Raw genomic sequence first — 12,523 nt, forward strand, 5'->3', positions numbered from 1 at the left:
CGCCGTCATTCCGGGGCGATGCGAAGCATCGAACCCGGAATCTCGAGATTCCGGGTCTGGTCCTTCGGACCATCCCGGAATGACGACAGGAGCTACCCCTTCGGCAGCTTTGCCCTTAACGCATACAGCGCATCCAGCGCCTCGCGCGGCGACATCTCGTCGGGATGCAGCGCCTTCACCGCCTCGACCAGCAGATCCGCCTCGCTCGGCGGTTTGTCCTCGCTGGCGGCGCGGGAGGGGACGGCGAACAGCGGCAGATCGTCGACCAAGGCACGCGCGGTCTGGCCGCGGTCCTGGGCTTCGAGTTTTGCCAGCACCGATTTGGCGCGCGTGATCACGGCCGGCGGCAGGCCGGCGAGTTTTGCGACCTGGATGCCGTAGGAGCGGTCGGCCGAGCCCGGCAGCACCTCGTGCAGGAACACGACGTCGCCCTGCCACTCCTTGACCCGCACCGTGGCGTTGAACATCCGCGGCAGCTTCGCCGAGAGCGCGGTCAGCTCGTGATAATGCGTCGCGAACAGCGTGCGGCAGCGGTTGCTCTCATGCAGATGCTCGATCGCGGCCCAGGCGATCGACAGCCCGTCGAACGTTGCCGTGCCGCGGCCGATCTCGTCGAGGATCACCAGCGACCGTTCGCTGGCCTGGTTCAGGATCACCGCGGTCTCGACCATCTCGACCATGAAGGTCGAGCGTCCCCGCGCCAGATCGTCGGCGGCGCCGACGCGCGAGAACAGCCGGTCGACGATGCCGAGCCGCGCTCGCGACGCCGGCACGTAAGAGCCGATCTGTGCCAAGAGCGCGATCAGCGCGTTCTGGCGCAGGAAGGTCGACTTGCCGGCCATGTTCGGACCGGTGATCAGCCAGAGCTGGCCGGATTTCTGGCCCGGCGCCGGCGACAGGTCGCAGGCATTGGCGATGAACGGCTGGCCATCGCGTTTCAGCGCCTGCTCGACCACCGGATGCCGGCCGCCCTCGATCGCAAAACCGAGCGAGCCGTCGACATCAGGCCGCACGTAATTGTCGTCGATCGCAAGCTTGGCCAATGACGTCGCGACGTCGAGCATCGCAAAGGCATGCGCGGCATTGCGCAGATCATCGCTCGCCGCGAGCGCCATCGCGCTCAGGCGTTCAAAGATCTCGAGCTCGAGATTGAGCGCGCGCTCGCCGGCATTGGCGATCTTGGCTTCGGTCTCGCCGAGCTCTGCGGTGGTGAAGCGGACCTGCCCGGCCAGCGTCTGGCGATGGATGAAGGTTGCATTCAGCGGCGGCGCGAACAGCTTGTCGCCGTGCTGCGCGGTGACCTCGACGAAATAGCCGAGCACGTTGTTGTGCCGGATCTTCAGCGTCTTGATGCCGGTATCCTCGGCATAACGCGCCTGCATCGCGGCGACGACGAGGCGCGAGGCGTCGCGCAAATTGCGGCTTTCGTCGAGCGCGGCCTCATAACCCTCGCGGACGAAACCGCCGTCGCGCTTGATCAGCGGAAGCTGCTCGGAGAGTGCGCGGGAGAATTCCTGCGCCAGATCGCGCGAGGGGCGCTGTAGCGCCGCCATCACGGTCGAAACCTCGGCCGGCGGATTGGAAAGCTGCGCCAGCAGCTCCAGCGCCTGGTCGGCGGCGAGGATGCCGTCGCGCAGGCTGGCGAGGTCGCGCGGGCCGCCGCGGCCGACCGAGAGCCGCGCCAATGCGCGCGACATGTCGGGCGCCGCGCGCAGCACGGTCCTGACGTCCTCGCGCGCCGCGGAATCCGCGACGAAGGCCGAGACGGCATCGAGCCGCCGCGCGATCACGGCGACGTCGGTGAGCGGCGCGGCAAGGCGCTGCGCCAGGAGGCGCGAGCCCGCCGCGGTGACGGTGCAGTCGATCGCATCGAGCAGCGAGCCGCGGCGCTCGCCGGCCAGCGTGCGCGTCAGTTCGAGATTGGCGCGGGTCGCCGGATCGATCGCCATCGTGGTGCCGGCGGCCTCGCGCGCCGGCGGCGACAGCGGCGGACGCTTGCCGACCTGGGTGCGGTCGATATAGGTGACGGCCGCGGCCGCGGCGGTCGCCTCCAGTCGCGACATCGCTGACAGGCCGTCCATGGTCGCGACCGCGAAATAGTCGCACAGCCGCCGCTCGGCGGTGGCGCTGTCGAACACGTCGCGCGTCAGCGGCGTCACCGACGGCAGTTCGCGCAAGGTCGGCGCCAGCTCGCTGTCGCTGTAGAGCGCATCGGTGACGATGGCCTCGTTCGGATTGATGCGCGCCAGCGTCGCCGCGAGCTCCGCGGTCGCACACTCCGTCACCATGAATTCGGAGGTCGAAATGTCGATCCAGGCAAGGCCAAGACGATCCGCACCGGCCGAGCCGCGGGCGCGCGCGATCGCGATCAAGTAATTGTTGGTGCGGGCGTCGAGTAGGGTGTCTTCGGTCAGCGTGCCCGGCGTCACCAGCCGCACCACGCCGCGGCGGACCACGCTTTTGTTGCCTCGGGCTTTGGCCTCCGCGGGATTTTCCGTCTGCTCGCACACCGCGACACGATGGCCGGCGCCGATCAGGCGATGCAGGTAATCCTCGGAGCGTTCGACCGGAACGCCGCACATCGGGATGTCCATGCCCTGATGCTTGCCGCGCTTGGTCAGCACGATGCCGAGCGTCCGGGAGGCGATCTCCGCATCCTCGAAGAACAGCTCGTAGAAGTCGCCCATCCGGTAGAACAGCAGCAGGCCGGGATGGGCGGCCTTGATTTCCAGATACTGTTCCATCATCGGCGTGACGCGCGACGGCGCCTCGGCGGCAGGAGCGGGCTCGGGCGGAACGGGGATGGGCTGCTGGACTGTCATGAGGGGCGGAAACTACAAAATTTCGTCGCGCGGTCCTATCCGCGAGGTCGGGGTTTTCCACCCTGTCCACGGTGCCAATTATGTCAGCCCTCACGGCAATGCGTGCGGGGCACGCAGCCGCATCAATTGACCTGCCGCGGGCACGCTCCTAAAACCGATCTCAAGTTCCAGCCGATCCAGCGCCTAAGTCGCGGCATTCAGGGAGAGATTCAATGCGTGATGTGTTCATTTGCGATGCCGTTCGGACCCCGATCGGCCGTTTCGGCGGCTCGCTCGCCAAGGTGCGCGCCGACGATCTCGCGGCGGCCCCGATCAAGGCGCTGATGGCCAAGCACCCGACGCTCAATTGGAACGAGGTTGACGAGGTCTATTTCGGCTGCGCCAACCAGGCCGGCGAAGACAACCGCAACGTCGCGCGCATGGCGCTGCTGCTCGCAGGCATGCCGGAGTCGGTTCCCGGCCAGACCCTGAACCGGCTCTGCGCCTCCGGCCTCGATGCAGTCGGCGCTGCGGGCCGCGCCATCCGCGCCGGCGAGATCGATTTCGCGATCGCGGGCGGCGTCGAATCGATGACGCGCGCGCCGTTCGTGATGGGCAAGGCCGCGGAAGCCTTCTCGCGTTCGTCCGAGATCTACGACACCACAATCGGCTGGCGCTTCATCAATCCGCTGATGAAGGCGCAGTACGGCGTCGATGCGATGCCGGAGACCGGCGAGAACGTCGCTGAGGAATTCCAGGTGTCGCGCGCCGATCAGGATGCGATGGCGATCCGCTCGCAGCAGCGTGCGGGCGCGGCGATTGCGTCGGGCTATTTCGCCGAGGAGATCGTTCCGATCCAAGTGCCCGGCGGCAAGGCCGGCCCGATCACCGTCGACAAGGACGAGCATCCGCGTCCGGAGACCACGCTCGAAGGTCTCGCCAAGCTGAAGCCGATCGTGCGCAATCCGGGCACAGTGACCGCGGGCAACGCGTCCGGCGTCAATGACGGCGCCGCCGCGATGATCCTCGCTTCCGAAGCCGCGGTGAAGAAGCACGGCCTGACGCCGCGCGCAAAAATCCTCGGCCTTGCCTCGGCCGCGGTGCCGCCGCGCATCATGGGCATCGGTCCGGTGCCGGCAACGAAGAAGTTGGTCGAACGCCTCGGCATCAAGGTGTCGGACTTCGACCTGATCGAGCTCAACGAGGCCTTCGCCTCGCAGGGTATCGCCTGCCTGCGCCAGCTCGGCGTCAAGGAAGACGCCGATTTCGTCAATCCGCATGGCGGTGCGATCGCGCTCGGCCACCCGCTCGGCATGAGCGGCGCGCGGCTGGTCTTGACCGCCGTGCACGGCATGGAGAAGCGGGGCGGGAAGCTTGCCTTGGCAACTATGTGCGTCGGAGTCGGTCAGGGCGTTGCGGTCGCGATCGAAAAACTTAATTAAGCCAATGGTTTGGAGGGGCTGAAAACAGCCCTTCCCCAAATTGGTTATGCATTATAATGATCTGACGTGAGCTCACCGGGCGCGTGGGCCGCGGAGGAATTCGCCATGACCTTGTTGTACCCGCTGCAATCGCTTGCGGCCCATCCGGCGCGGCTGTCGCCGGACTATCGCTCCACCGTGAAGCGTTCGCCGCAGAAGCCGCTGATCCCGATGCGGCACACGCTCTCGGAGCTGACCGGGCCGGTCTATGGTCATGAGACCGTGCGCGCGCACGACAACGACCTCACCATCCAGGCGAAAGGCGAGCCGCTCGGCGAGCGCATCATCGTGCACGGCTATGTGCTCGACGAGGACGGCCGCGGCGTGCCAAACACCTTGGTCGAGCTGTGGCAGGCCAATGCCTGCGGCCGCTACATTCATGTCGTCGATCAGCACCCGGCGCCGCTCGATCCCAACTTCACCGGCGCCGGCCGCACCCAGAGCGATGCCAAGGGCTATTACAAGTTCATCACCATCAAGCCCGGCGCCTATCCCTGGGGCAATCACCATAACGCCTGGCGGCCCGCGCATATCCACTTCTCGGTGTTCGGCCACTCGTTCGTCTCGCGGCTGGTGACCCAGATGTACTTCCCGGGCGATCCGCTGTTCCCGTTCGATCCGATCTTCAACTCGGTGACGGACGAGAAGGCGCGGGCGCGGATGATCTCGTCGTTCGATCTCGAGAACACCAAGCCGGAATGGGCGCTGTGCTACCGCTTCGATATCGTGCTGCGCGGGCAGAGTGCCACGCCGATGGAGACCAAGTAACGTGTCGAACCCGCGTCCTGATGGAATCACGCCTTCGCAGACCGTCGGCCCCTATTTCAAGTATGGCCTGACGCCGAACGGCGAATATGAATGGAACGACGCTTTTACCAACAACCTTCTGACGCCTGACGTCTCGGGTGAGCGCATCCGCGTCGAGGGCAAGGTCTATGACGGCGACGGCGCCGTGATCCCGGACTGCATGCTGGAGATCTGGCAGGCCGATAGCCAGGGCCGCTTCTCCGATCCGCAGGATGCGCGCGCGCTGCCCAATTCGAGCTTCAAGGGCTTTGGCCGTTGCGGCACCGACAAGAGCGGTGGTTACTCGTTTGACACCATCAAGCCGGGCGTGGTGCCGGATGCCGACGGCAAGCCGCAGGCGCCGCATATCGGGCTCGCGGTGTTCGCGCGCGGCATGCTGTTGCACCTCTACACCCGGATCTATTTCGACGACGAAGCCGGCAACGCGGCTGATTCCACGTTGGCGCTGGTGCCGGCCGATCGACGCGCGACGCTGATCGCCAAGCGCAAGGCCGGCGCGGGCAACGTCTACACCTTCGACGTCCATCTGCAGGGCGACAACGAGACGGTGTTTTTCGACGTCTAGCCCGGCCGCTAGCCGCCGCGCCGCAGCTCTTCGGTGGCGCGCCGGAGCACCTCGTGAAGCCATTCGTGCGAAGGCTCGTCCTCGACGCGTTCGTGCCAGAGCAGCCGAACCTCCACGGGTGTCGTGGTGTAGGGCAGCTCGTGGGTCGTGATCGCATGTGCCTGTTCGAGCGCGCGCGCCAGCGGCCGCGGCACGATCGCCGCCAATTCGGAATCGACCAGCAGCGCGGGCAGGGCCAGGAAATGCGGCAGCGAGACCGCGATCCGCGGCGGCCGGTCGCTGTCGGCCAGCGCGCGCTCGAGCGCGGGGCGATCGTACATCTCCGAACGCCGGGCAAGCCCGCGTTCGGAAATGAAGCCGCCGATCGCGCCCTCCTGCTCGCCGCCGAAGGACACGACGACCAGCGGCAAGATAGCGAGCTTCGCCTTGTCGAGCCGGTCGAGCTTGCGCTTCTTGCCGACGATCAGCACATCGTCATATTCGAACAGCAGCGCGGTGCGGAAGCGGCTCGGCGGCGACGAGAACACGCCGATCGCGACGTCGATGCGGCCGAGGTCGATCTGCTCGGCAAGATCGATTCGGGTCACCGGCTTGATCGTGAGATCGATCGACGGGGCCTCCCGGCCCAAGATCTTCAGCAGCGGCGGCGCCAGCACCATGGTCGTGAAGTCGTTCGCGGCCAGCGTGAACGGCTTGGTCGAGACCGCCGGAGCGAAGGTCGGCAGCTCGACCGCAGCCTCCAGCGATCGCAGCGCCTGGCGAACCTGCGGGGCCATCGTCAATGCGCGCGCGGTCGGCTGCATGCCGGTGGCGGTGCGAACGAACAGCTCGTCGTCCAGCATCTCGCGCAGCCGCGCGAGCGAGTGGCTAACTGCGGACTGGCTCAGCGCGACCTTCTGGCTGGCCCGCAGCACGCTGCGCTCCTCCACGACGGCGTCGAACACCTTGAGCAGGTTCAGGTCCAGAGTCTTGAAGGAAACGGACACGCTGAGAGTCCCCGTCTATGGCAGATCGCTCGTCTCGGCAAAATTCCGCGATCGACGGCAGTTAAGGCCAGGCGTCTGGCGGATGCAACCGAGCGGATTCTCCACGAGCGTATAGCCGTGTCGTCACCACCTGCCATCTGAAGCCGGTTCAGGATCACTCTGCAAGACTTTCACTTCCGCAACGCGGCGTTCTGGCCAAGATTGCCGGCGCCGGGTTGGGAGGAGAAGAGCGATGAAGGCCTGGGTGATGTTGGCCCGAAGTGGCGCGCGTAAATCAATCGGACTGGCGTTGATGCTGGTGGCGACGGCGACGTCGGCGATTGCACAGAACGGGCCGGTCAGGCTCGGCGTGCTGACCGACATGTCGTCGCTGTACGCTGACAATGGCGGCGAGGGCTCGGTGGTCGCGGCGCAAATGGCGGTGGACGATTTCAAGGGCAAGGTGCTGGGCCGCCCGATCGAGATCGTTGCCGGCGATCATCAGAACAAGGCGGATACCGGCTCGGCGATTGCCCGGCGCTGGCTGGAGAACGACAATGTCGAGGCCATTCTCGATGTCCCGAATTCCGCGGTCGCGCTGGCGGTCCAGGGCATCACGCGCGACAAGAAGAAGCTGTTTCTCGCCACCGGCGCGGCAACGTCCCGGCTGACCGGCGACGAGTGCTCGCCGACCGGCATCCACTGGACCTACGATACCTATGCGCTGTCGCAGGGGACGACGAGGGCGATTTCGCGCCTCGGCGCCAGGTCCTGGTTCTTTCTTTCGGCCGACTACTCGCTCGGTGCGCAGCTCGAGGCCGACAGCCGCAAGGTGATCGACACGACCGGCGGCAAGGTGGTCGGCGCCGTGAAACACCCGATCAACACGCCCGATTTCTCGTCCTTCCTGCTGCAGGCGCAGGCCTCCAGGGCCGACGTGATCGCGCTCGCCGACGCCGGCGGCGACTTCATCAACGCCGTGAAGCAGGCCGGCGAGTTCGGGGTGACGCGCGGGCAGAAGCTTGCCGGCCTGATCGTCTTCATCGCCGACATTCACAGCCTTGGGCTGCAGAGTGCGCAAGGCCTGATGCTGAGCTCGGCGTTCTACTGGGATCTCAACGACGAGACGCGGGCGTGGTCGAAGCGCTTCATCGAGAAGACGAAGAAGGTGCCCACCATGATCCACGCCGGCACCTATGGTGCTGTCATGCACTACCTCAAGGCGGTCGAAGCCGCCGGCACGCTTGATGGGCCGACGGTCGCGGCCAAGATGCGCGAATTGCCGGTCAACGATTTCATGACCCGCAACGGCAGGATCCGTCCCGACGGCCGGCTGGTCCGCGACATGTATCTGTTCCGCGTCAAGTCGCCGGCAGAGTCGAAATACCAGTTCGACTACTACCAGCTGCTGGCCACCATCCCGGGTGAAGAGGCCTTCAGACCGATGGAGGACGGCGGATGCTCGCTCGTGAAGAAGTCGTGATCGACCGGGATGTGGCGTGCGGAGCCGCACGCAATCCAATCGACGAGGTGATCGCCGGCCGGCTGTCGTGCCGCGAGTTCTCCGGCAGTCCGGTCTCCCGATCGACCATCGAGCAGATCCTGCGCGTGGCGCGGTTCGCGCCGAGCGGCGCGAACATCCAGCCCTGGCACGTCTACGTGCTCGCCGGCGCCGCCAAGACCGAGGTGTCGGCTGCGCTGCTGGATGCGTATGAGAACGAGCCGAACGAGCACGTCTCCGAATATCAATACTACGCCAGCGCTTTCCCCGAGCCGTATCTCGGCCGTCGTCAGGAGTTCGGGCGATTGTTCTATGACTCGCTCGGGATCGCGCAAAGCGACGCTGCGGCGAGGAGCCGGCAGACCGCAAAGAACTTCATGTTCTTCGGCGCGCCGGTTGGGTTGATCGTCACCATCGATCGGCGTCTCGCGATGGGAAGCTGGCTCGATCTCGGCATGTTCATCCAGAACGTGATGCTGGCGGCGGTCGGACGCGGGCTGCAATCCTGTCCGCAGGAGACCTTCGCCAGATTCCATCGGATCTTGCGTCCGCTGCTGTCGATGCCCGCCGAGCAGATGGTGGCCTGTGGGATCTCGATGGGCCACCCCAGGGAGCGGTCGCGCACGCGGCTGATGCCGCGCGCGGAACTGGAGGCATTCGCCTCCTTCAAGGGTTTCGAGGATTAGACAGGAGAGAGTCATGGGAAGCCGGGAACAGCTTATCGAACGCAGCATTCCGTTTCTGCGCGAGGTCAAGGACATGACGCCGAGCGCGGCGATGGAGCGATGGCTCAACGAGACCTATGGAGAGGACAGCGCGCTGTACCAGGATCTCGCCCGCCTCATCAAAATGGGAGTCGAGGAGGGCTGGGCGGCGAACCAGGAGGTGGAAGGTCCGAACTATCGGCGCAGCCGCATCCTCGAGCCGGTCCCCGAGACGTTCCAGTTCAGCATCACCGCGGTCTACATGAACAGCACCGATCCGCGCCGCTTCAAGGACGAGGACGATCACGACGTGCTGCGCGGGCAATATCATGGTCACCCCTATGGCGAGCTCAACCTCGTCGTTCCCCTCGACAAGGGCGCGCAGTTGAAGGGGCTGCAGGGCTGGCAGGGGCCGGGCTGGACCGCGCCGGATCCCGGCAGCCGGCACTATCCGGAGGTCAGGGGTGGCGCGGTCATCGCGCTGTTCTTTCTGCCGGCCGGGCGCATCTCCTACGATTTCAAGGCGCCGGCCTGACGTTCGGCGCCAACGGCAATCCGGCCCGGAGAATGCGCATGACATTGATCTATCCGGTCGCTTCGAACAGCGTCCATCCGGCGCGCCTGTCGCCTGCGTACCGCAGCGCGATCAAGCGCGTACCCTCAAAGCCGCTGATCCCGCTGCGGCACACGCTCTCGGAGCTGACCGGCCCGGTCTATGGTCATGAGACCGTGCGCGCGCACGACAACGACCTCACCATCCAGGCCGAGGGCGAGCCGCTCGGCGAGCGCATCATCGTGCACGGCTATGTGCTCGACGAGGACGGCCGCGGCGTGCCCAACACGCTGGTCGAGCTGTGGCAAGCCAATGCCTGCGGCCGCTACATCCATGTCGTCGACCAGCATCCGGCGCCGCTCGATCCCAACTTCACCGGCGCCGGCCGGACGCAATCCGATGCCAAGGGCTATTACAAGTTCATCACCATCAAGCCCGGCGCCTATCCCTGGGGCAATCACCACAACGCCTGGCGGCCCGCGCATATCCACTTCTCGGTGTTCGGCCACTCGTTCGTCTCGCGTCTCGTGACCCAGATGTACTTCCCGGGCGATCCGCTGTTCCCGTTCGATCCGATCTTCAACTCGGTGACGGACGAGAAGGCGCGGGCGCGGATGATCTCGTCGTTCGATCTCGAGAACACCAAGCCGGAATGGGCGCTGTGCTACCGCTTCGATATCGTGCTGCGCGGGCAGAGTGCCACGCCGATGGAGACCAAGTAACGTGTCGAACCCGCGTCCTGATGGAATCACGCCTTCGCAAACCGTCGGCCCCTATTTCAAGTATGGCCTGACGCCGAACGGCGAATATGAATGGAACGACGCTTTTACCAACAACCTTCTGACGCCTGACGTCTCGGGTGAGCGCATCCGCGTCGAGGGCAAGGTCTATGACGGCGACGGCGCCGTGATCCCGGACTGCATGCTGGAGATCTGGCAGGCCGATAGCCAGGGCCGCTTCTCCGATCCGCAGGATGCGCGCGCGCTGCCCAATTCGAGCTTCAAGGGCTTTGGCCGTTGCGGCACCGACAAGAGCGGTGGTTACTCGTTTGACACCATCAAGCCGGGCGTGGTGCCGGATGCCGACGGCAAGCCGCAGGCGCCGCATATCGGGCTCGCGGTGTTCGCGCGCGGCATGCTGCTGCACCTCTACACCCGGATCTATTTCGAAGATGAAGCCGGCAACGCCACAGATTCCACGCTGGCGCTGGTGCCGGCCGATCGACGCGCGACGCTGATCGCCAGGCGCAACGCCGGCGCGGGCAGCGTCTACACCTTCGACATCCATCTGCAGGGCGACAACGAGACGGTGTTCTTCGACGTCTAGCTGCGCGCCGCCAGCGGCGCGCCAATCCAACTTTGGGGGACGGCCGAAAAATCCGCTGCGCGCGTTCGCCGCAGCGGATTTGGCTTGATCATGCAGCATCGGTTATATAATAAGATTATTATATAACCGATGCGAGATAAAGCATGGCCAACCTCGACGCCGCCTTTTCCGCGCTCGCCGACCCGACCCGCCGGGCGATCCTGGCGCGCCTCGCGCTGGGCGAGGCGACTGTGATGGAGCTAGTCGAGCCGTTCGACATGACCCAGCCCGCGATCTCCCGCCATCTCAAGGTGCTCGAGGGCGCCGGCCTGATCGTGCGGCGGATCGAGGGCACCAAGCGACCGTGCCGGCTGGCGCCATCAGCGGTTACCGAGATCGATCAATGGCTCGGCATGCTGCGCCGTGCGCTGGAAACCAATTACGACCGGCTGGACGGTGTGCTGGCCACAATGAAGCCTGAGCAGTGAAGGGTATCCCCATGAGCAAGTTGACGCTGAAGACCGAAGGCGACCGCTATGTCGTCGTGACCAGGCGCTTCGTCGCGCCGCCGGAGGCGGTGTATCGGGCGCATACCGAGCCGGAGCTGTTGCAGAAATGGCTGCTCGGTCCCGACGGCTGGACCATGCCGGTCTGCATCAGCGAGGCGAAGCCCGGCGGCAGGATCCGCTACGAATGGACCGACGGGAAGGGCGGCGGCTTTCATTTGACCGGCGAATATCTCGCGCTCGAACCGTTCAGCCGCATCGTGCATGTCGAGCGCATGCATCTGCCGGATCCGACGCCGGACAATCATGTCGAGACGCGCTTTGCGCTCGACGGCGACGGCACCTTGATGACGATGCGGATGACCTTGCCGGATGCCGAAACGCGCGCAGCGATGCTCGCGACCGGCATGGAGCACGGCATGGAAGACAGCTATGCTCGGCTCGACCGCATGAGCTGAACGCGACTGACGTGAGGGACAATGCGCGACCGTTTCCTGACGGGGCTGATTGGCTATCCGATCGCGCATTCGGCGGCGCCTGCGATGCACGAAGCGGCCGCAGCAGCGCTCGGCGTTCGCGTCCACTACCAGCTCATCGAGGTCAACGGCGCCGGCCGCGACGAGCTGCGCGCGATGCTCGACGGCATCCGGCGGCTCGGCTTTGCCGGCGTCAATGTCACCTTTCCCTACAAGGAGGCGGTGGTCGAGCTGCTCGACGATCTCGCACCCGATGCGCGTGCGATCGGCGCAGTCAACACCATCGTCGTCGATCGCACGCGGCTGGTCGGACACAACACCGACGCGACCGGCTTTGCGCGCGCAATCGCGCCGCTGCTTGCGTCAGCGCCGCGCGGCCCGATCGCGCTGATCGGTGCCGGCGGCGTCGGCAAGGCGATCGCCTTCGCGCTCGCCATCCTCGGCGTTGGTGGGCTCCGCATCTTCGACGCTGATGCCGCGAAGGTCGCGTGGCTGGCCGGCCAGTTGGCCGGCCGTCATGCGGTTCGTGGTGTCGCCGGCATCGAGGCCGCGGTCGATGGCGCGACCGGCGTCGTCAACGCAACGCCGGTCGGCATGCTGCCGAGCCGCGACAGTCCTGTGCCGGACGGCTTGTTGCATCCGTCGATGTGGGTCGCCGACGCCGTCTACACGCCGCTGTGGACGCCGCTGCTGTTGGCGGCCAAGGCCAAGGGCGCCAAAGTTCTGACTGGGCGCGATCTTGCGATCTACGCAGCGGCGGACGCGTTCGAATTGTTCACGACAATGATGCCTTCGACGGATGTCATGGCAAATGCGTTCGACGCGGTGATGGCCGCACGCTACTCTGCGCCCGCCTGAG

The 12,523-nt window shown here is 65.8% G+C and carries 13 protein-coding genes; 11 read left to right on the top strand and 2 right to left on the bottom strand.

The annotated features are described in order from the left end of the window. Positions 1-92: 92 nt before the first annotated feature. A complete protein-coding gene (gene mutS / locus ACVMIH_RS29045; RefSeq protein ID WP_253638115.1) occupies positions 93-2,822 on the bottom strand; it encodes a DNA mismatch repair protein MutS in 2,730 nt (909 codons plus the stop codon). Positions 2,823-3,034: 212 nt separating this feature from the next. Here mutS and pcaF point away from each other — a divergent pair, with 212 nt between their 5' ends. The 3 genes from pcaF to pcaG (ACVMIH_RS29060) all read left to right on the top strand — a co-directional run bounded on the left by pcaF (position 3,035) and on the right by pcaG (ACVMIH_RS29060) (position 5,654). Then, a complete protein-coding gene (pcaF, locus tag ACVMIH_RS29050) occupies positions 3,035-4,243 on the top strand; it encodes a 3-oxoadipyl-CoA thiolase (RefSeq protein ID WP_028337987.1) in 1,209 nt (402 codons plus the stop codon). Between the two features lie 105 nt (positions 4,244-4,348). Continuing rightward, a complete protein-coding gene (gene pcaH / locus ACVMIH_RS29055) occupies positions 4,349-5,050 on the top strand; it encodes a protocatechuate 3,4-dioxygenase subunit beta (RefSeq protein ID WP_168858251.1) in 702 nt (233 codons plus the stop codon). Between the two features lies 1 nt (position 5,051). Next, the gene (gene pcaG / locus ACVMIH_RS29060) at positions 5,052-5,654 is read left to right on the top strand and encodes a protocatechuate 3,4-dioxygenase subunit alpha (RefSeq protein WP_456864275.1); all 603 of its coding nucleotides are present in this window, start codon (positions 5,052-5,054) and stop codon (positions 5,652-5,654) included. 8 nt (positions 5,655-5,662) lie between these two features. Here the strand turns inward: pcaG (ACVMIH_RS29060) and ACVMIH_RS29065 are convergent, their stop codons facing one another. Next, positions 5,663-6,640, bottom strand: a complete 978-nt coding sequence (locus ACVMIH_RS29065) for a LysR family transcriptional regulator (protein ID WP_456864277.1) — start codon at positions 6,638-6,640, stop codon at positions 5,663-5,665. Between the two features lie 232 nt (positions 6,641-6,872). Between ACVMIH_RS29065 and ACVMIH_RS29070 the strand changes: the two genes are divergently transcribed. From ACVMIH_RS29070 to ACVMIH_RS29105, 8 genes are all read left to right on the top strand, one after another. Continuing rightward, positions 6,873-8,102 (top strand): ABC transporter substrate-binding protein, encoded by a 1,230-nt coding sequence (locus ACVMIH_RS29070; RefSeq protein WP_082653660.1) that lies wholly within the window; start codon positions 6,873-6,875, stop codon positions 8,100-8,102. Next, positions 8,078-8,806 (top strand): nitroreductase, encoded by a 729-nt coding sequence (locus ACVMIH_RS29075; RefSeq protein ID WP_082653659.1) that lies wholly within the window; start codon positions 8,078-8,080, stop codon positions 8,804-8,806. Before ACVMIH_RS29070 ends, ACVMIH_RS29075 begins: the two co-directional genes overlap by 25 nt. A gap of 13 nt (positions 8,807-8,819) precedes the next feature. Beyond that, positions 8,820-9,359, top strand: a complete 540-nt coding sequence (locus tag ACVMIH_RS29080) for a 4-hydroxylaminobenzoate lyase (RefSeq protein ID WP_229193455.1) — start codon at positions 8,820-8,822, stop codon at positions 9,357-9,359. Between the two features lie 38 nt (positions 9,360-9,397). Then, on the top strand, positions 9,398-10,099 hold the full coding sequence (pcaH, locus tag ACVMIH_RS29085) for a protocatechuate 3,4-dioxygenase subunit beta (RefSeq protein ID WP_456864279.1): 702 nt from the start codon (positions 9,398-9,400) through the stop codon (positions 10,097-10,099). Between the two features lies 1 nt (position 10,100). Then, on the top strand, positions 10,101-10,703 hold the full coding sequence (pcaG, locus tag ACVMIH_RS29090) for a protocatechuate 3,4-dioxygenase subunit alpha (protein WP_456864281.1): 603 nt from the start codon (positions 10,101-10,103) through the stop codon (positions 10,701-10,703). A 143-nt stretch (positions 10,704-10,846) separates the two neighbouring features. After that, positions 10,847-11,170: an ArsR/SmtB family transcription factor gene (locus ACVMIH_RS29095; protein WP_057015449.1), complete on the top strand. Its 324-nt coding sequence runs from the start codon at positions 10,847-10,849 to the stop codon at positions 11,168-11,170. A gap of 11 nt (positions 11,171-11,181) precedes the next feature. Further along, positions 11,182-11,646 carry an SRPBCC domain-containing protein gene (locus ACVMIH_RS29100; protein WP_057015448.1) on the top strand — a complete coding sequence of 155 codons (465 nt, stop codon included), beginning with the start codon at positions 11,182-11,184 and terminating at the stop codon, positions 11,644-11,646. Positions 11,647-11,667: 21 nt separating this feature from the next. Beyond that, a complete protein-coding gene (locus ACVMIH_RS29105) occupies positions 11,668-12,522 on the top strand; it encodes a shikimate dehydrogenase (RefSeq protein ID WP_253588284.1) in 855 nt (284 codons plus the stop codon). Position 12,523: the final 1 nt, after the last annotated feature.

It is taken from the genome of Bradyrhizobium sp. USDA 4503, from assembly GCF_054055815.1.